Origin of the sequence: Streptomyces sp. NPDC048291 (genome assembly GCF_043201715.1) — a bacterium.
Lineage (GTDB): Bacteria > Actinomycetota > Actinomycetes > Streptomycetales > Streptomycetaceae > Streptomyces.
Window position 1 is genome coordinate 394,378 of sequence record NZ_JBICZC010000002.1, and the last position, 18,857, is coordinate 413,234.

An 18,857-nucleotide genomic window follows, 5' to 3' on the forward strand; every position below is an offset into this window, starting at 1 on the left:
CCCGGTCCACAGCTGCTTGCGCACAGTCACTCTCCGTCGTTCACCGGGCACAGGCTTTGTGATCGCCAGCGCAGCGCCCGGCTCCCCCGACGACCGCCTCAGGTCGCCCCCGCGGTGCGCGCAGGGAGGTGCACCTCATGACCGACCGACGGCTCTGGTCCTACAAGGAGATCGCGGCGCACATCCGGGTGCAGCCGGACACCGTCCGGTCCTACCGCAAGCACGGGCTGCTCCCGCCGCCGGACCATGTCGAGGGCGGCAAGCCCTACTGGTACGCCGACACGGTCCGGGCCTGGGTCGCCTCCCGGCCGGGCAACCGGGGGCGCAGAGACTTCTGAGCCCGGTCGCGGGGGCCCGTCAGGCCCAGGGCTCGATGACCGTCACCCCTGCCGCCGGCGCCGCGCCCATCGCCGCGAGGGCCGCCGGGGCCGCGTCCAGGGTGATCGTCGAGGTGACCAGGAGGTCGGGGCGGAGGGTGCCGGCGCGGACCGGTTCCAGCATGGCGGGGTAGGTGTGGGCCGCCATGCCGTGGCTGCCGAGGAGCTCGAGCTCCAGGCCGATCGCGCGGGCCAGCGGCACCGGGGTGTTGCCGTCCGGGGACGGCAGCAGGCCCACCTGGACGTGGCGGCCGCGGCGGCGCAGGGAGTTGACCGAGGCGGCCGAGGTAGCGGGTGAGCCGAGGGCGTCCAGGGAGAGGTGGGCGCCGCCGGAGGTCAGGTCGCGGACCGCCGCCGCGGGGTCCGCGACGTCCGACGCGTCGACGGCATGGGCCGCGCCGAACTTCCTTGCCAGGTCCAGGGCTTGGGGCGACACGTCGACCGCCGCCACCCGCGCCCCCGACGCCGCCGCGATCATCACCGCGGACAGGCCCACGCCCCCGCAGCCGTACACCGCCACCCACTCCCCCGCCGCGACCCTGCCCTGCTGCACCACCGCGCGGAAGGCGGTGGCGAAGCGGCAGCCCAGGGAGGCGGCGGTGGCATACGACATGTCGTCCGGGATCGCCACCAGGTTCACGTCGGCGTGGTCCAGCGCCACGTACTGGGCGAAGGAACCCCAGTGGGTGAAGCCGGGCTGGGTCTGGCGTTCGCAGACCTGCTGGTCGCCGGCCGCGCAGGACGGGCAGCTGCCGCAGGCGCAGACGAAGGGGACGGTGACCCGGTCGCCGGGGTGCCAGGCGGTCACTCCGGGGCCGACCTCCTCGACGACCCCGGCCAGTTCGTGGCCGGGGACGTGCGGGAGGGTGATGTCCGGGTCGTGGCCCTGCCAGCCGTGCCAGTCGCTGCGGCAGAGGCCGGTGGCCTCCACGCGGACGACCACTCCGTGGGGGGCCGGGCGGGGGTCGGGGACGTCCCGTACCTCGGCAGGGGTGGCGTAGTGGTCGAAGACGACTGCTCGCATCGCGCGGGCTCCTTTCGGGGGCTGCGCGAAGGCTAAGCGCCGCGGGGCTCCTGTTGCAGCGCCAGTTCCGGCTCGTCGTGGCCGGTCGCGCCCACGCGGCGGCAGCCGCATGTCGAATGCAGCCCCGCGCCCCTTTGGGGCGCCTCAAGCGCCTGCCGTTCGCCCTCGCTCAGGCCGAACCGGTCGTGGAAGCGGCGCAGGGGGGCCGGGGCCCACCAGGTGGCCTTGCCCGTGAGGCGCATGATGGCCGGGACCAGGAGGCTGCGGACGACCATCGCGTCCATCAGGACCGCCAGGGCGATGCCGAGGCCGAGCATCTTGGTGTTGGTGACCCGGGAGGTGCCGATCGCCACCATCACCACCGCCAGGATGATCGCCGCCGCGGTGATCAGGCCTCCGGTGCGCTGGAGGCCGAGCCGGACCGCCCGTTCGTGGTCGCCTGTCCTGTCGTACTCCTCCTTGATGCGGGAGAGCAGGAACACCCCGTAGTCCATCGAGAGGCCGAAGGCCACGCAGAACATGAGGACGGGGAGCGTGGTCTCGATCGAGCCGGGGCTGGTGAAGCCCAGCAGGTTCGAGAGGTGGCCGTCCTGGAAGACCCAGACCACCGCACCGAACATCGCCGTCAGGCTGAGCGCGTTGAGCACGACCGCCTGTATGGGGATGAGGACGCTGCCGGTGAGGAGGAAGACCAGCAGCAGGGTGACGATCGCTATGATCGCCGCCGCCCAGGGCAGGCTCTCCCCGATGGCGTGCTTGGAGTCGACCAGGACCGCGGCCGTGCCCGTCACCTTCGTGTCGAAGGGGGTGTTCAGCGCGCGCAGTTCGCCCACCAGGCGCTGGGCGCCGGCGTCCACCGACTCGCCCCTCGGCTGCACCGTGAAGTACGCCGCGTCGCCCTTGACCAGCGGTCCGGCCACTCCGGCCACCTCCGGCAGGGCCGCCACCCGCTCCTTGTAGGCCGTGTACTGCGCCTGGGTCGCCCCGCCCGCGGCCAGGACTTCGAGGTCACCGCCGGGGTTGCCGGGGAAGCCGTCCCGGATGTGCTGCTGGACGACGTGGGACTCGGCGCCGGCCGGGAGCTGGCGGTCGTCCGCGGTGCCGAACCTGACGCCCAGGAACGGCAGTCCGAGGACGATCAGGAAGGCCGTGGTGGCGACGGCGAAGAGCGGGGCCCTGCGCATCACCAGGGTCGCGGCGCGGGCCCAGGCCGTGCCCTCGGTGCCGGAGGGGCGTGCTTCCCGGCCCCTGCGGAACACTCTGCGCAGGTCCAGTGCGTTGACCCGGTCGCCCAGCAGGATCAGCGCCGCCGGGAGCAGGATCAGGGCGGCCCCCGCGGCCAGCAGGACCACCGCTATGCCGGCGTAGGCGAAGGAGCGCAGGAAGTACTGGGGGAAGACGAGCATCGCCGCGAGGGAGACGGCCACCGTCAGGGCCGAGAAGAGCACGGTGCGGCCCGCGGTGCGCAGGGTGGTGCCGACGGCCGTCAACGGGTCGGCGCCCGTGGCGAGTTCCTCGCGGAAGCGGCGGACGATGAAGAGGGCGTAGTCGATGGCGAGGCCGAGGCCGAGGGCCGTGGTCAGGTTCATCGCGAAGACGGAGACGTCCGTGAAGGACGTGATGCCGCGCAGGACCGCGTTGGTGCCGAGGATGGCGACGATGCCGATGCCGAGCGGGAGCAGGGCCGCGATCGCGCTGCCGAAGACCATCACCAGCAGGACCAGGGTGACGGGCAGGGCGATCAGCTCGGCGCGGGCCAGGTCCTCCTTGATGATCGTCTGCATGTCGCTGCGGACCGCCACCATGCCGCCGACCTTGACCGCCACCGGTCCGTGCGTGCCCCGGTAGTGCGGGGCGATGCGGTTCAGGGTGTCGGCCGCCGCCTTCTCGTCACCGGTGATGCGGGCCGCGATCAGCGCCTCGTGGCCGTCCTCGGCGCGCAGGGACGGCGACTTGGTCTGCCAGTACGAGCCGACGCCTATGACGCCCTTCTCGCCGGAGAGGCGGGTGACCAGGGCCTTCGCCTCCGCCGCCACCGCCGGGGCGTCCACCGAGCCGCCCCGCGCGTCCACCAGCAGGAGCAGGTTGGGCTGGGAGTCCGGGAACTCGCGCTCCAGCGCCTTCGTCGCGTACGTCGACTCGGCGGCCGGGTCCTCCCAGCCGCCGCTGCCGAGCCGGTCGGCGACCCCGCTGCCCGCCAGCACGGCGAGCGCGGTGATCACCAGGGCGAGCAGCAGCGAGAGCCGGGGGCGGGCGGTCACGAACCGGGTCCAGCCCCCTGGCCGGGCCCCGCTCCCGGCCTCCGAGGGCTTGTTGACTTCGGTCATCCTGCGGTGTCCCCTTCACCCTGACCACTGCCTGCCGGTACGCATCCGCTTCGTGCGCAGGGCAGCATGGGTCGGCCATTGCCAATTAGACTGGCAAACACGAGTCGTCGCTCGCGTTCCATCAGAATGCGAGCGACCGCTCGCGTTTGTCAATCGCGTTCGAAGAGCTGGGGATAACGCGTGCCCGACAAGCCCGACATGCCGGAGCGGCCCGCCACCGCCGGCCCCGACGACCCCGCCGGCACGGCCGCGGCCAAGGAGCAGCCGCGCCGGCGGCAGGCCCGCGGCGAGCGGCGCATCCAGCAGCTGCTCGAAGCCGCCGCGTCGGTCTTCTGCACCTCGGGCTACACGGCCGCCAGCACCAACGCCATCGCCCGCGAGGCCGGCGTCTCCCCCGGCACGCTCTACCAGTTCTTCCCGAACAAGGAAGCGATCGCGATCGAGCTGGGCGACCGGCTCATGCACGTCCTGCGGGACACCTACGGCGAGGCGCTCGCGCCGATCGACCCCGGCACCTCGCTGGCGGACGCGGTCGACGCCACCGTGGACCGCCTCACCGCCTTCAACACCGAACACCCCGTGTTCTTCGCGCTGATGCACGGCCCCGACGTGCCCGGCGGGATCGCCGAGGCCCACGACGCCCTGCACACCAACCTGCTCGGCCGCATCGAGGGCCTGCTCGCCTCGCTCCTCCCGCCGGACGCCGACAAGGCCTACATCACGCGCACGGCGCATGTCAGCCTCGGCATCTACAAGGCGGGGCTGGAGCTGGTGCTCAGCCACGAGGGCGCCGAGCGCCAGGCGTACATCCAGGAGATCAAGAACGTGCTCACCCGCTACCTGGAACCCCTGGTCGGCGAAGAGCTCGGCCGCCCCTCCCGCTGACCGGCCACCCCCTCGAACCACCCAGACTGCAATACACGGCACATCTGCCTAAAGTGCGGGTAAATCGCGCCAATCCCGATTCGTCGATCCGATTCGTCGATCCCGATTCGGAGATCCCGAGCCGACGAGCGCCACCCGCACCCGCAGGAGCACAAGGGGGACCGCCGTGACCCACTCTCCGCCGCCCGGCCGGCCGCAGGCCCGGATCCCCGGTCCGCTGCAGCCGCCACCGCCGTACCCCCGCATCCGCGCCGGCCTGTGGCGGCGCTGCCTCGGCGGCGGGCTCGCCCTGTGGGCGCTGACCGCGGTGGTCACGTACACGACGAAGAACACCACCCTGCTGCCGACGCTGATCCTGCTCGGCAGCTTTCTCGTCCCGGTCGCCTTCGTGCTGTGGGCGTACGAGCGGCACGGCCGCGACCTCGGGGTCAGCGCGATCCTCGGCTGCTTCCTGACCGGCGGCACGCTCGGGGTGCTGGGCGCCTCCGTGATGGAGTCCTACCTCGTCCGGCCGTCCTGGGGGATGTTCGTCGGCGTCGGCCTGATCGAGGAGGCGGTGAAGCTCGGCGCGCTGGTGTTCGTGCTGCGCCGGATGCCCGGGATCCGGGGCATGCGGGCCGGGCTGGTGCTCGGCGCCGCCGTCGGCTTCGGCTTCGCGGCCCTGGAGAGCACCGGGTACGCGTTCAACGCGGCCGTCTCCACCGAGGGCGTCGACCTGCGCGCGCTGATCGAGACGGAGATCCTGCGCGGGGTGCCGGCCCCCTTCGGGCACGGCCTGTGGACGGCGATCGCCGGCGGTGTCCTGCTCTCCTTCCGGCGCCCGAACGGCCGCTTCCGCGTCACCGCCCCGGTCGTGGCCGCCGGCCTCGGGGTCGCCCTGATGCACGCGCTGTGGGACTCCACGCACGGCATCGCGATCTGGCTGGTGGCGCACCTGGCGGGCACCGGGCTGGACCGGCAGCTGTTCGCCGAGGGGTACATCCCGCGCCCCAGCGCGGCACAGGAGCACCTTTTCACGGTGTTCTCGGTCGGCCTGCTGGTACTCGTCTCGCTGCTCGGCGTCGCCTGGGTGCTCTCCCTGACGCGCCGGGACCCCTCTTGGAGAAATACCCCCTAGGGGTATAGTGTGACCACAGTGGGGTTCTCTCGTGGGCCCCATCGGCCCCACACGCCTCGACGAGGAGAACGACATGACCGCCCAGACCGACACCCCGGGCTCCGTGACCGCCGTCTACAAGGTGACCGGCATGAGCTGCGGACACTGTGAGGGTTCCGTCTCCGCAGAGATCTCCGGGCTGCCCGGCGTCAGCTCGGTGACGGCCGTCGCGGCCAGCGGCGAGGTCACGGTCGTCTCCGCCGCCCCGCTCGACGAGGAGGCGGTCCGCGCCGCCGTCGACGAGGCGGGCTTCGAGCTCGCCGGCCGCGTCTGAGCACCCGAACACCGAGCACCACAAGCACCGCAGGCAGTACGCACGACGGAAACGTATCTCTCCGCCGGGCCGTGCCGACCAGCTGATACTGGCTCCGTGCGGTCCGGTCCGTTGTCTGGAGTCCGGACATGACGACCAGCACCACCACCAGCACCACGCAGGCACCGACACCCATAGCCCTGCCGCGCCCGGCCGACGGCGAGTCCGAGGTCGAGCTGCTCATCGGCGGGATGACCTGCGCCTCCTGCGCCGCCCGGGTCGAGAAGAAGCTCAACCGCATGGACGGCGTCACCGCCACCGTGAACTACGCGACCGAGAAGGCGAAGGTCACATACCCCCAGGGGGTTCAGGTCACCGACCTGATCGCCACGGTCGTGAAGACGGGCTACACCGCCGAGGAACCCGCGCCCCCGGAGCCGGAACAGCGGCCGGAACAGGAGACCGGGCCCGGGCGGGATCCCGAGCTCGCCGCCCTGCGCCACCGCCTCCTGGTCTCCGTCCTGCTCGCCGCCCCGGTGGTGCTGCTCGCGATGGTCCCGGCGCTCCAGTTCGACAACTGGCAGTGGCTGTCGCTGACGCTCGCCGCCCCGGTGGTCGTCTGGGGCGGCTGGCAGTTCCACCGGGCCGCCTGGACCAACGCCCGGCACGGCGCCGCCACCATGGACACCCTGGTCTCGGTCGGCACGCTGGCCGCGTTCGGCTGGTCGCTGTGGGCGCTGTTCTTCGGCGACGCGGGCATGCCGGGCATGCACGACGCGTTCCGGTTCACCGTCTCCCGGATGGACGGCGCGTCCACGATCTACCTGGAGGTGGCCTCCGGGGTCGTCGCGCTGATCCTGCTCGGTCGCTACCTGGAGGCGCGCTCCAAGCGGCGCGCGGGGGCGGCCCTGCGGGCGCTGCTGGAGCTGGGCGCCCGGGACGTGGCGGTGCTGCGGGACGGCCGTGAGGTGCGGGTGCCGGTGGCGTCGCTCGAGGTCGGCGACCGGTTCGTCGTACGGCCCGGGGAGAAGGTCGCCACCGACGGGACCGTGGTCGAGGGGGCGTCCGCGGTGGACGCGTCGATGCTGACCGGCGAGTCCGTGCCGGTGGACGTGACCGTCGGGGACGCCGTCACGGGCGCGACCGTGAACGCCGGCGGGCGGCTGGTCGTCGCGGCGACCCGGGTCGGCGCCGACACGCAGCTCGCGCGGATGGCGCGGCTGGTGGAGGACGCGCAGAACGGCAAGGCCGAGGTGCAGCGGCTCGCCGACCGGATCTCCGCGGTCTTCGTCCCGGCCGTCATCGTGATCGCGCTCGGCACCTTCGGGGTCTGGCTGGGCGTCACCGGGGACACGGCCGCCGCGTTCACGGCCGCCGTCGCCGTCCTGATCATCGCCTGCCCCTGCGCCCTGGGCCTGGCCACGCCGACCGCGCTGATGGTCGGCACCGGGCGGGGCGCCCAGCTGGGCATCCTCATCAAGGGCCCGGAGGTCCTGGAGTCCACGCGCCGGGTCGACACCGTCGTGCTCGACAAGACCGGGACGGTGACCACCGGGCGGATGAGCCTCCAGGAGGTGTACGCCGTCCAGGGCGCCGACGCGGACGAGGTGCTGCGGCTCGCGGGCGCCCTCGAACACGCCTCCGAGCATCCGGTCGCCCGGGCGATCGCCGCGGGGGCGGCGGAGAGGATCGGCACGCTGCCCGCGGCCGAGGATTTCGAGAACGTCCCCGGGCGGGGCGTACGCGGGCGCGTGGAGGGCCGTGAGGTGGCCGTGGGGCGCCTCTTCGACGTGGTGCCGGAGGAGTTGACCCTGGCCCGCTCCCGGGCCGAGCAGGAGGGCCGTACGGCCGTCCTGGCCGGCTGGGACGGGCAGGCCCGGGGTGTCCTCGCCGTCGCCGACACGGTCAAGGAGACCAGCGCCGAGGCGGTCCGGGAGCTGCGCGCGCTCGGGCTGACGCCGGTGCTGCTGACCGGGGACAACCGGGCGGTGGCCGAATCGGTCGCACGGGCGGTCGGGATCACCGAGGTCGTCGCCGAGGTGCTGCCCGAGGAGAAGGTGGACGTCGTACGACGGCTGCAGCGCGAGGGGCGGACGGTCGCGATGGTCGGCGACGGCGTCAACGACGCGGCGGCGCTGGCCACCGCCGATCTGGGGCTGGCGATGGGCACCGGGACGGACGCGGCGATCGAGGCCGGCGACCTGACCCTGGTGCGCGGGGACCTGCGGGTGGCGGCGGACGCGATCCGGCTCTCCCGGCGGACCCTCGCCACCATCAAGGGGAACCTCGGGTGGGCCTTCGGCTACAACGTGGCCGCGCTCCCGCTGGCCGCCGCCGGTCTCCTCAATCCCATGATCGCGGGGGCCGCGATGGCCTTCTCGTCGGTCTTCGTGGTGACCAACAGCCTGCGGCTGCGCACCTTCCGCTGAAAGTTACCGGCGGTTCGGCCCAGTGGATGTATGAGTCCCCCTGGAGTCCAACGCGCACCTCACATAAGCTCTTCACAAGGCTCGCGCATCATCCTTACGCTTGAGCTCCGATCACCATATCGGGGCTCTTGCGCATCTATCGGACAGATGCAAGAGACGCAGATCACAGTGATGTGAACGTAACCATCGAAGGGGTTCGAAGGTCTAAGTTGGCGATGTCAGAGATGCGTCTTGGGGGGCGCTGACCTGGCATCTGGGGATGTCTTGGGGGACTTCCTCAGAGATGCGTTGCCGGGGCACGTACGACGGGAAGCTTTGAGCGGCCCTCCCGTGCCGTACGGGTCCCGGCAGATCGCACCGCATCACTGGATCAAGTACGGCGAGTTCTGCTCGTTGTGCTCACAGCAGCGATTCAGGCGCTGCCGTACCGAGCGCCCGGCCGGATCCCGTGGGGGGAATCCGCACCGGGACACGGGAAGGCGCCCTGGTCGCCGGCCCGTGGGGGGACCGGCGCTCCAGGGCGCCTTCTGCTGTGCCCGTATGGTCGCTAGCGCGTTCAGCGCTCCTCGACGGGCACGAAGTCGCGCTCGACGACGCCCGTGTAGATCTGGCGCGGGCGGCCGATGCGGGAGCCCGGCTCCTTGATCATTTCCTGCCACTGGGCGATCCAGCCGGGCAGCCGGCCGAGGGCGAACAGGACCGTGAACATCTCGGTCGGGAAGCCCATGGCGCGGTAGATCAGGCCGGTGTAGAAGTCCACGTTCGGGTAGAGGTTGCGCGAGACGAAGTAGTCGTCGGAGAGCGCGTGCTCCTCCAGCTTCAGCGCGATGTCCAGCAGCTCGTCGGACTTGCCGAGAGCGGAGAGGACGTCGTGCGCGGCCGACTTGATGATCTTGGCACGCGGGTCGAAGGACTTGTAGACCCGGTGGCCGAAGCCCATCAGGCGGACGCCGTCCTCCTTGTTCTTCACCTTGGTGATGAAGGAGTCGACGTCGCCGCCGTTGGCCTGGATGCCCTCCAGCATCTCCAGGACGGACTGGTTGGCGCCGCCGTGCAGCGGGCCCCAGAGCGCCGAGATACCGGCCGAGATCGACGCGAACATGTTCGCCTGCGACGAGCCGACCAGGCGGACCGTCGACGTCGAACAGTTCTGCTCGTGGTCCGCGTGCAGGATGAGCAGCTTGTCCAGCGCCGAGACGACGACCGGGTCCAGCTCGTAGTCCTGCGCCGGCACCGAGAACGTCATGCGCAGGAAGTTCTCCACGTAGGAGAGGTCGTTGCGCGGGTAGACGAACGGGTGGCCGACCGACTTCTTGTACGCGTACGCGGCGATGGTCGGAAGCTTGGCGAGCAGGCGGATGGTGGAGAGGTCGCGCTGCTTCGCGTCGAACGGGTTGTGGCTGTCCTGGTAGAAGGTGGACAGCGCGGAGACCACCGACGACAGCATGGCCATCGGGTGCGCGTCCCGCGGGAAGCCGCGGTAGAAGTTCTTGACGTCCTCGTGCAGCAGCGTGTGCCGCGTGATCTCGTTCTTGAACGTGGTGAGCTCGTCCACGGTCGGCAGCTCACCGTTGATCAGCAGGTAGGCCACCTCCAGGAAGGTGGAGCGCTCGGCCAGCTGCTCGATGGGGTATCCGCGGTACCGGAGGATGCCCGCCTCGCCGTCGAGGTAGGTGACGGCGGATTTGTAGGCAGCGGTGTTGCCGTAGCCGCTGTCCAGGGTCACAAGGCCGGTCTGCGCCCGGAGCTTCCCGATGTCGAAGCCCTTGTCACCGACGGTGCTGTCGACCACCGGGTAGGTGTACTCGCCGTCGCCGTACCGCAGTACTACTGAGTTGTCGCTCACGTCTTCCCTCACCGACGTAGTGCCTCATCTTCGAGGTGCCCTGACTGTCTCTACCATCCCCCATTTGGCTCAGGAGAGTGCACTCGGGGTCGACCGTTGGGCCCATCGGCGGCACTCAGTGCCGCCAACCCACTCATCCTGCCCCCTCGTCCCCCCATCGGGAAGGGCTCTGTGACCTTCACGACTCATTTGATCGATCATTTTTCCGGAGATCGCTCCGTCCGAGCCGGAAGTCCAGTGCCGTACAGCGCCGACCTGCCGACACGGTGCGTACCGCCTGGCCGATCGCCTTGCGCGAACCGACGAGGACGACGAGCTTCTTGGCCCGGGTGACCGCCGTGTAGAGCAGGTTCCGCTGGAGCATCATCCACGCTCCCGTGGTGACCGGGATCACCACCGCGGGATATTCACTCCCCTGTGAACGGTGGATGGTCACCGCGTAGGCGTGCGCCAGTTCGTCCAGTTCGTCGAATTCGTACGGCACCTCCTCGTCCTCGTCGGTCAGCACCGTGAGGCGCTGGTCGACCGGGTCGAGCGAGGTGACCACGCCCACGGTGCCGTTGAAGACGCCGTTCTCGCCCTTCTCGTAGTTGTTGCGGATCTGGGTGACCTTGTCGCCGACCCGGAACACCCGCCCGCCGAACCGCTTTTCGGGCAGCTCGGGCCGGGCCGGGGTGATGACCTGCTGGAGCAGGCCGTTGAGCACGCCGGCGCCGGCCGGTCCGCGGTGCATGGGGGCGAGCACCTGTACGTCCCGCCGCGGATCGAGCCCGAACCTGGCCGGAAGGCGCCGGGCGGCGACGTCCACGGCGAGCTTGCCCGCCTCCTCCGTCTCGTCCGCCACGAAGAGGAAGAAGTCCTTCATGCCGTCGGTGACGGGGTGTTGTCCCGCGTTGATCCGGTGCGCGTTGGTCACCACGCCCGACTGCTGGGCCTGCCGGAAGACCTGGGTGAGCCGGACGGCGGGGATCGGGCCGCCGTCGGCGAGCAGGTCCCGCAGCACCTCCCCCGCCCCGACGCTGGGCAGTTGGTCCACGTCCCCCACGAAAAGCAGGTGCGCGCCGGGCGGTACGGCCTTGACCAGCTTGTTGGCGAGGAGCAGATCGAGCATCGACGCCTCGTCCACCACCACGAGGTCGGCGTCGAGCGGCCGGTCCCGGTCGTAGGCCGCGTCCCCGCCCGGCTTCAGCTCAAGGAGGCGGTGCACGGTCGACGCCTCGGCGCCGGTCAGCTCGGCCAGCCGCTTGGCGGCCCGCCCGGTCGGCGCGGCGAGCACCACCTTCGCCTTCTTCGCCCGCGCCAGCTCCACGATCGACCTGACAGTGAACGACTTGCCGCAGCCGGGCCCGCCGGTCAGCACCGCGACCTTCTCGGTCAGCGCCAGCCTGACGGCGGCCTCCTGCTCGGGGGCGAGGTCGACGCCGGTACGGTCCTTCAGCCAGCCGAGCGCCTTGTCCCAGACGACGTCCCGGAACGACGGCATCCGGTCGTCGTCGGTACGGAGAAGGCGCAGCAGCTGGGAGGCGAGGGCGACTTCGGCCCGGTGGAAGGGGACGAGGTAGACGGCGGTGACGGGTTCGGCGTCCGGGTCCGGGCCGGGGACCTTCTCCCGTACGACGCCCGGATCCTCCCCGTCCTCGGGCGGCGCGGCCAACTCGCCGAGACAGTCGATGACAAGGCCGGTGTCGACCTGGAGGAGTTTCACGGCATCCGCGATGAGCCGCTCCTCGGGCAGGTAGCAGTGCCCCTGGTCGGCGGACTGGGACAGCGCGTACTGCAGCCCCGCCTTCACCCGCTCCGGGCTGTCGTGCGGAATCCCCACCGACTGGGCGATCTTGTCGGCGGTCAGGAACCCGATGCCCCACACGTCGGCGGCGAGCCGGTACGGCTGGTTCTTCACCACGGAGATCGACGCGTCCCCGTACTTCTTGTAGATCCGCACGGCGATCGACGTCGACACCTCGACGGTCTGGAGGAAGAGCATGACCTCCTTGATCGCCTTCTGCTCCTCCCAGGCGTCGGCGATCTTCCTCGTCCGCTTCGGCCCGAGCCCCGGCACCTCGACGAGCCGTTTCGGCTCCTCCTCGATGATCCGGAGGGTGTCCACCCCGAAGTGCTGGGTGATCCGGTCGGCGAACACCGGCCCGATGCCCTTGACAAGACCGGACCCCAGATAGCGCCGGATCCCCTGGACGGTGGCCGGCAGCACGGTCGTGTAGTTCTCGACGGTGAACTGCTTCCCGTACTGCGGATGCGACCCCCACCGCCCCTCCATCCGCAGCGACTCCCCCACCTGGGCGCCGAGCAGGGCCCCGACGACCGTGAGCAGGTCACCGGCGCCTCTGCCGGTGTCGACGCGGGCGACCGTGTACCCGTTCTCCTCGTTGGCGTACGTGATGCGTTCGAGCACGCCTTCGACGGTGGCGAGTCGTCGTTCGCCTGTGGGGGTCCCCGCCTGCTGAGCCATGATCCGACGGTACCGGTGGGCTCTGACAGCGGGCTCCGCATCCATGTCGGATTCCTGCCAGCCGTAGCCCGGGGCCGGGTGGTTGAGTCGTCCCCATGACGACGAATCACCTCCTCCGCGACCAGGCCCTCGCCTTCCGCTCCCACCACGTCCCCGGACGCCCGCTCGTCCTGCCGAACGCCTGGGACGTCACGAGCGCCCGCCTCGTCGAGGACGTGGGCGCCGCCGCGGTGGCCACCACCAGCGCGGGCCTGGCCTGGGCGCTCGGCGCGGCGGACGGCGACCGGCTCGACCGCGACCGGGCGCTCACCGCGGTCGCGCGCATCGCCGAGGCGGTACGCGTACCGGTGACCGCCGACATCGAGACCGGCTACGCGCCGGACGCCGCGGGCGTCGGCGACACGGTCCGCGCGGTGATCGCCGCGGGCGCGGTCGGCGTCAACATCGAGGACGCGCTCTACGGAAGCGGCGAGGGCCCGCTGCGGGCGGTCCCCGAACAGGCCGAGCGCATCGCCGCCGCCCGCGAGGCCGCGGACGCGGCGGGCGTACCGCTGTTCGTCAACGCCCGCATCGACACGTTCCTCAGCGGCGCCGGCGGAGTCGCCGAGACCCTGGAGCGGGCCTCGGCGTTCCTCGCCGCGGGCGCCGACGGGGTCTTCGTCCCCGGGGTCGTCGACCCCGACGCCCTCAAGATGCTGGTCGCGGGCGTCGACGGCCCCCTCAACGTCATGGCGGGCCCCGGCGCACCCGCGGTCGCCGACCTCGCCGCACTCGGCGTCGCCCGCATCAGCATCGGCTCCGCCATCGCCCAGGCCGCGCATGCGGCGGTCCGCCGCGCCGCACGGGAACTACTGGAGACGGGGACTTACGAGTCGCTGACCGACGGTCTGGGCTACGGCGACCTCAACGACCTGCTGGGCCGCTAGCCCGCTTCACCTCTTCGAGGAAGGGCGCGAAGGCGGGGGCGGGGAAGGTGAGGGTGGCTCGGGCGGGGGCTTTGGAGTCGCGGACGGCTGTGTGGGTGGGGGTGGTGGCTATCTCGACGCAGTTGTTGCCGTCGTCCGGGCCCGAGTAGGACGACTTCCGCCAACCGGCTGCCTTGAGGCCGTGGATGAAGGCGCTAAAGACCCCGGCGCGGAAGGCCAGGACTGGGCCGGTCGGGGCCTTGGAGTCTCGGACAGCTGTGCAGGTAGAGACAGTGGCTATCTCCACGCACTCGTTGCCGTCGCCACCGCCGGAGTAGGACGACTTCCGCCAGTCGGTGTTTTTGAGGTCGCCGATGAAGGCGGTGAAGGCTTCGGCAGGGAAGGTGAGGGTGGCCCGGGCGGGGGCTTTGGAGTCTCGGACGGCTGTGCGGGCGGGGGTGGTGGCTATCTCCACGCACTCGTTGCCGTCGTCCGGGCCCGAGTAGGACGACTTCCGCCAGTTGTCCATGGGGTGCCTCACAGCTCTTTCGCCAGCCGGTTGATGAAGTCACGCGACCGTTCGGGGCCGAGTGCTACCGCTTCAACCTTACGGAAGCGCGTTCGAAAGGCGTTCAGTTGAGCTTCTGAGTCGATGAAGGCCGAGCCATGGGGCACGTCGCGGACGACAGTGTCCAGCTTGGTAACAGAGCTGCCCGCGTACGTCATCGTGCTTGCGGCCTGGGCGAAGCCGTCCAAGTCGAAGGGGATGACACGTACGGCAGCGCGGTCCGCTTCGGAGAATTCCAGGATTTTGGCGAGTTGAGCTCGGGAGGCGGCGCGATCACTGACCCTGATGCGAAGGGCCGACTCATGGATCACCAATTCGTAGGGAACTGCGATCTGCTGGCGTCGCATCCTGTGCTGGACGCGCAGCTCAAGTTCCTCTGAGGTGAGTTCAGGCACCCTGGAGGAGAAGACGGCACGAGCGTAGCCCTCCGTCTGAATCAGACCCGGAACGTACAAGATCGCCACCTCGTGAAGGTAAGCAGCATGGTGATCCAGTTCAGCGAGGTCCAGGAATGACGTGGGCAACAGCCCCCGGTACTCCTCCCACCAGCCCCGCGTCCGGTCGGTGGCCATCTCGACCAAGGCCTCGACGAACTCGGTGTCCGTACAGGCGTAATGAGAGGCCAGTCGACGCACCCGCTCCTCGCTCACACCCGTGAGCCCCAGCTCGATGTGGCTGATCTGCACCCTGTTCGCCCCGAGAAGGGCCGCCGCCTGCGCACCGGTCATGCCGGCGGCCTCACGGAGCCTGCGCAACTCAACACCCAGGCGCACCTGACGGGCTGTCGGCTCACGCCTCTGGACCATGAGTTGCTCTCCTCTTTCGGGGGCGGATCACGCGATCAGCTTGCCACGGGTAACAGATTACCCATACCGTCGGTGACGCAACACTCACACAGCGGAAGTGCACCGCTCCGCCCTGCCAAAGCGGCCGCGGCAACGCCACCGCGCGTGAAACTCCCCCAGGTTCACCGGAGTTGATGACGCATGCCCGAAGCCTGGGAGTACACCCTCACCATCCCGAACGACCTCCGGGCGGTCACCGTCAGCCGGCACACCCTCAGACTCGTCCTCACCGCGCACGAACTCGGCGACTTCCTGGACGTCGCCGAACTGCTCGCGACCGAGCTGGTCTCCAACGCCGTACGGCATACGAAGGGGCCCGCCGCGCTGCGGGTCCGCTGGTCGCCTCCCGGGACTCTCCGGATCGGTGCCTGGGACGCGGACCCGGAACCGCCGGAACCGCCCGTGCCGTTGGAGCGGCTCGGGGAGGTGGAGGACGGGCGGGGGCTGGCGCTCGTACGGGCCTGTTCGGATCTGTGGGGGTGGCAGCCGCTGTCGAGGTTCGGCAACCGGGGGAAGTACGTGTGGTGCGAGCTGGCCGCGGCCTAGTTCGGATAACGCGTTGTGGGGCCGGATGCGCCGCCATAAGGTCACCGGCATGTCTGTGCGTCTGCGTATGCGTCAAGCCCTGCCGGAAGCGATGCGTGCCCGTGACAGGGTCGCGGTGAGCGCCCTGCGCTCGACACTCGCCGCGCTGGACAACGCGGAGGCGGTGCCCGTGGGCGAGACGGAGCTGCGCGGTCTGGCCCTTGAGGCGTCGCCGGTCGGGGCCGGTGCCACCGAGGCGGCGCGGCGGGAGCTGAGCGAGCGCGACGTGGTGGATGTCGTGCGTGCCGAGGCCGCCGAACGCCTGGAGGCCGCGGCGCTGTTGACCGCGCCCGCGCATGCCGACCGGGCCGAGCGGCTGCGCGCCGAGGCCGCCGTGCTGCTGCGCTTCGCCGACGGGACCGCAGGGGACCACTGAGCGCTCGCGGTGGGACGGACGGCGCTTCGCTGACGTCGGCCCGCGAGAGCCGAAGACGGGAGCGCACGGCGCTGTATCGGCTGTCAATGGATCGGAGACCCACCGGATATGACCAGTCAACTGTTCGCCGTCTGCTTCCACGCGACCCGGCCGTCGGACCTGGCGCGGTTCTGGTCCGGGGTCCTGGGCTGGGAACTGGGCGACGGCCCGGACGACGGCGTCACGATCCGGCCCCCCGACGCCGCCGGGTTCCGCATCCGTTTCCTGCCGAGCCAGGAGCCGAAGACCGGTCAGAACCGGGCGCACTTCGACCTGACGAGCGCATCGCCGGAGGAGCAGCGGCAGACGGTGGCGAGGGCGCTGGCGCTCGGCGGGAGACACATCGACGTGGGGCAGCTCCCGGAAGAGGGGCATGTCGTGCTCGCCGATCCGGACGGCAACGAGTTCTGCGTCATCGAGGCGGGCAACAAGTTCCTCGCCGACACCGGCTTCATCGGAGCGCTGGCCTGCGACGGCAGTCAGGAGGTCGGTTACTTCTGGAGCGAGGCGCTGCGGTGGCCGCTGGTCTGGGACCAGGACCAGGAGACAGCGATCCAGTCGCCCGACGGCGGTACGAAGATCACATGGGGTGGTCCGCCGGTGGCGCCGAAGACGGGGAAGAACAGACTGTTCCTCGATCTGGAGCTGCCCGCCCACGAGGACTGGGAGACGGAGCTCGGCCGTCTGATCTCGCTCGGCGCGACGCGTGCGGACGGCGGCGGCGCCGACCGGGTGCCGATGCTCGACCCCGACGGCAACGAATTCGTCGTCCACAGGCACCGGTGAGAAACGGGCCGGCGTGAGTCCACCGGGGTTCGACCGTAAAAGTCCGGCCGTTCCGGTGGCGAGAACCGGCCAGGGCGGTGATGGTGGGCGGCGGGGATATTTTTCGCGCGCAGGGAGAACCCGAGATGCCCGAAGTCACTACTCCGTACCCGACCGGAACCCCGTGCTGGGTCGATCTGATGGCGCAGGACCAGCAGGCCGCGCTGGACTTCTACCGTGACCTGTTCGGCTGGCAGGGCGAGGTCGGCGGGGCCGACTTCGGCGGGTACGCGGTCTGCACGCTGCAGGGCAAGCCGGTGGCCGGCATCGGCTCGGCCATGGCGCCCGAGGGGCAGCCGGAGCCGCCGACCGTCTGGACCACCTACCTGGCCAGCACCGACGCCCAGGCCACCCAGGACACGATCGTCTCGGCGGGCGGCACGCTGATCGCCCCGGTGATGGACGTCGGCGCCATCGGCCGGATGCTGATCGCCGCCGATCCGCAGGGCGCGGTGTTCGGGGTGTGGCAGCCGGGCGACTTCCACGGCGCGGGCGTGGTCAACGAGCCGGGCGCGCTGATCTGGAACGAGCTGAACACCAGCGACGTACCCGCCGCCACCGGCTTCTACGGCGAGTCCTTCGGGATCGAGATCCAGCCGATGGAGGGCGCTGGCGGGAACTACTGGTCGCTGAACGTCGGCGGCCGGGGCGTCGGCGGCGCCGCCCAGCTCGGCGACGACCGTCCTGGCGTCCCGCCGCACTGGCTCACCTACTTCGCGGTCGACGACGTCGACTCCACCGTGGACGCCCTGGTCAAGCGCAACGGCACGGTGTTCCAGCCGCCGTTCGAGATGATGGCCGGCCGCATGGCCGTGGTCGCCGACCCGCAGGGCGCGACCTTCGCGGTGTTCAAGCCGAAGCCCATGTAAGACGGCCGGCGCGAGACGGCGCGAGACGGCGGCGGCAGAGCGGCACCTTGCCGAAAGCGCCAGAACCCGACCCCCTTCCGCTTTCCTGACCGCCCGGGATACCCCTGAGGAGACCGGCGGTACGGGAACGGAAGGGGACGGGATCATGGGGACCGAGCAGGCCGGGCACGGCTGGCGGGTGGACGGGCGCTGCACGAACTGCGACGTGGCACGGCAGCTCGCGCCGGGGCTCGTCGGGGAGGTGGCGGGGCGCTCGGCCGTACTGCGCCAGCCGCGCGACGCGGCGGAGGCGGAGCTTCTGCACGCGGCGGCGCACGCCTGCCCCACCCGGTCCGTCCGGCCTCCGGGCGGGCGGCTGGACCCGGCACGGGATCCGTTCCCGATGCCCCTGGACGGCGTCGGCTCCGACCCCGGCGCCGTGCTGCTGTGCGGGCACAACTCGCCGCACACCGCCGGCGCCAACTCCTACCTCCTGCGCCGCCCCGACGGCACGTCCATGATGATCGACACCCCGCGCTGGAGCCCGGCGCTCGCCGCCCGCTACACGGCGCCGGGGCCCGTCACCGACGTACTCCTCACCCACCGCGACCACGCCGCGCACGGCCGCCGCTACGCCGACCGGTTCGGCGCCCGGCTCTGGATCCACGAGGGCGACCTCGCCGCCGCCCCGGACGCCGACCGGGTGCTGCGCGGCACCGGACCGGCCGAGATCGCCGACGGCGTCCTCGCCCTCCCCTTCCCCGGGCACACCCGGGGCAGCGTGCTCTACCTCGCCGACGGGCGGTACTGCTTCAGCGGCGACAGCTTCTACTGGTCGCGTACGACGGCGGACATCGAGGTGGTCGACAGCGTCACCTGGTACTCCGTCCGCGAACTGGCCGCCTCGCTGACCCGGGCCGCCGCCGAGGAGCTGTGCTTCGAGTGGCTGCTGCCGGGACACGGCGACCGCCGCCACCTCCCCCACGAGGATATGGCCGCGCGGCTACGGCATCTGGCGGCCCGCACCCGCCAACTCCGGCCCCGTCCGGTGGACTTCACCGCAGTCCGCTGGTGAACCCCCATCTCCCGGGTTCAACCCCCG

The 18,857-nt window shown here is 71.1% G+C and carries 17 protein-coding genes and 1 pseudogene; 11 read left to right on the top strand and 7 right to left on the bottom strand.

What is annotated here, in order from left to right:
- Positions 1-137 precede the first annotated feature (137 nt).
- Positions 138-338 carry an AlpA family transcriptional regulator gene (locus tag ACGF5O_RS06065; protein WP_089105276.1) on the top strand — a complete coding sequence of 67 codons (201 nt, stop codon included), beginning with the start codon at positions 138-140 and terminating at the stop codon, positions 336-338.
- Between the two features lie 19 nt (positions 339-357).
- On the opposite strand, the gene ACGF5O_RS06070 is transcribed toward ACGF5O_RS06065, so the two are convergent.
- Positions 358-1,401, bottom strand: coding sequence for a zinc-dependent alcohol dehydrogenase family protein (locus ACGF5O_RS06070; RefSeq protein WP_393808704.1), 1,044 nt, complete (start codon positions 1,399-1,401; stop codon positions 358-360).
- 32 nt (positions 1,402-1,433) lie between these two features.
- Positions 1,434-3,728, bottom strand: coding sequence for an MMPL family transporter (locus ACGF5O_RS06075; protein WP_393808705.1), 2,295 nt, complete (start codon positions 3,726-3,728; stop codon positions 1,434-1,436).
- Between the two features lie 198 nt (positions 3,729-3,926).
- Here ACGF5O_RS06075 and ACGF5O_RS06080 point away from each other — a divergent pair, with 198 nt between their 5' ends.
- From ACGF5O_RS06080 to ACGF5O_RS06095, 4 genes are all read left to right on the top strand, one after another.
- Positions 3,927-4,613 carry a TetR/AcrR family transcriptional regulator gene (locus ACGF5O_RS06080; RefSeq protein WP_393808977.1) on the top strand — a complete coding sequence of 229 codons (687 nt, stop codon included), beginning with the start codon at positions 3,927-3,929 and terminating at the stop codon, positions 4,611-4,613.
- Positions 4,614-4,779: 166 nt separating this feature from the next.
- The gene (locus ACGF5O_RS06085; protein WP_393808706.1) at positions 4,780-5,730 is read left to right on the top strand and encodes a PrsW family intramembrane metalloprotease; all 951 of its coding nucleotides are present in this window, start codon (positions 4,780-4,782) and stop codon (positions 5,728-5,730) included.
- 73 nt (positions 5,731-5,803) lie between these two features.
- A complete protein-coding gene (locus ACGF5O_RS06090) occupies positions 5,804-6,043 on the top strand; it encodes a heavy-metal-associated domain-containing protein (protein ID WP_093508307.1) in 240 nt (79 codons plus the stop codon).
- A 128-nt stretch (positions 6,044-6,171) separates the two neighbouring features.
- Complete coding sequence (locus ACGF5O_RS06095) at positions 6,172-8,451, top strand: heavy metal translocating P-type ATPase (protein ID WP_393808707.1); 2,280 nt, start codon at positions 6,172-6,174, stop codon at positions 8,449-8,451.
- 556 nt (positions 8,452-9,007) lie between these two features.
- Here ACGF5O_RS06095 and ACGF5O_RS06100 read toward each other — a convergent pair.
- Both ACGF5O_RS06100 and ACGF5O_RS06105 read right to left on the bottom strand, forming a co-directional pair.
- Positions 9,008-10,297, bottom strand: coding sequence for a citrate synthase (locus ACGF5O_RS06100; protein ID WP_362582763.1), 1,290 nt, complete (start codon positions 10,295-10,297; stop codon positions 9,008-9,010).
- A 178-nt stretch (positions 10,298-10,475) separates the two neighbouring features.
- Positions 10,476-12,764: an ATP-dependent RecD-like DNA helicase gene (locus ACGF5O_RS06105; RefSeq protein WP_393808708.1), complete on the bottom strand. Its 2,289-nt coding sequence runs from the start codon at positions 12,762-12,764 to the stop codon at positions 10,476-10,478.
- 95 nt (positions 12,765-12,859) lie between these two features.
- Here ACGF5O_RS06105 and ACGF5O_RS06110 point away from each other — a divergent pair, with 95 nt between their 5' ends.
- Entirely contained in the window at positions 12,860-13,690 is an 831-nt protein-coding gene (locus ACGF5O_RS06110) for an isocitrate lyase/phosphoenolpyruvate mutase family protein (protein ID WP_393808709.1), read from the top strand.
- Here the strand turns inward: ACGF5O_RS06110 and ACGF5O_RS06115 are convergent.
- The 3 genes and pseudogenes from ACGF5O_RS06115 to ACGF5O_RS06125 form a co-directional block, all read right to left on the bottom strand.
- The gene (locus ACGF5O_RS06115; RefSeq protein WP_393808978.1) at positions 13,668-13,877 is read right to left on the bottom strand and encodes a DUF397 domain-containing protein; all 210 of its coding nucleotides are present in this window, start codon (positions 13,875-13,877) and stop codon (positions 13,668-13,670) included. The two genes, ACGF5O_RS06110 and ACGF5O_RS06115, sit on opposite strands and share 23 nt — an antisense overlap.
- Positions 13,875-14,198: pseudogene (locus tag ACGF5O_RS06120) on the bottom strand (DUF397 domain-containing protein); the annotation flags it as partial. The gene ACGF5O_RS06115 and the pseudogene ACGF5O_RS06120, both read right to left, overlap by 3 nt.
- An 8-nt stretch (positions 14,199-14,206) precedes the next feature.
- Entirely contained in the window at positions 14,207-15,043 is an 837-nt protein-coding gene (locus ACGF5O_RS06125; RefSeq protein WP_393808710.1) for a helix-turn-helix domain-containing protein, read from the bottom strand.
- A 180-nt stretch (positions 15,044-15,223) separates the two neighbouring features.
- Between ACGF5O_RS06125 and ACGF5O_RS06130 the strand changes: the two genes are divergently transcribed.
- From ACGF5O_RS06130 to ACGF5O_RS06150, 5 genes are all read left to right on the top strand, one after another.
- Positions 15,224-15,628: an ATP-binding protein gene (locus ACGF5O_RS06130; RefSeq protein ID WP_393808711.1), complete on the top strand. Its 405-nt coding sequence runs from the start codon at positions 15,224-15,226 to the stop codon at positions 15,626-15,628.
- Positions 15,629-15,719: 91 nt separating this feature from the next.
- Positions 15,720-16,043 (top strand): hypothetical protein, encoded by a 324-nt coding sequence (locus tag ACGF5O_RS06135; protein WP_393808979.1) that lies wholly within the window; start codon positions 15,720-15,722, stop codon positions 16,041-16,043.
- A 108-nt stretch (positions 16,044-16,151) separates the two neighbouring features.
- A complete protein-coding gene (locus ACGF5O_RS06140; RefSeq protein WP_393808712.1) occupies positions 16,152-16,868 on the top strand; it encodes a VOC family protein in 717 nt (238 codons plus the stop codon).
- Between the two features lie 125 nt (positions 16,869-16,993).
- A complete protein-coding gene (locus ACGF5O_RS06145; RefSeq protein ID WP_393808713.1) occupies positions 16,994-17,776 on the top strand; it encodes a VOC family protein in 783 nt (260 codons plus the stop codon).
- A gap of 145 nt (positions 17,777-17,921) precedes the next feature.
- Entirely contained in the window at positions 17,922-18,830 is a 909-nt protein-coding gene (locus ACGF5O_RS06150) for an MBL fold metallo-hydrolase (RefSeq protein ID WP_393808714.1), read from the top strand.
- Positions 18,831-18,857 lie beyond the last annotated feature (27 nt).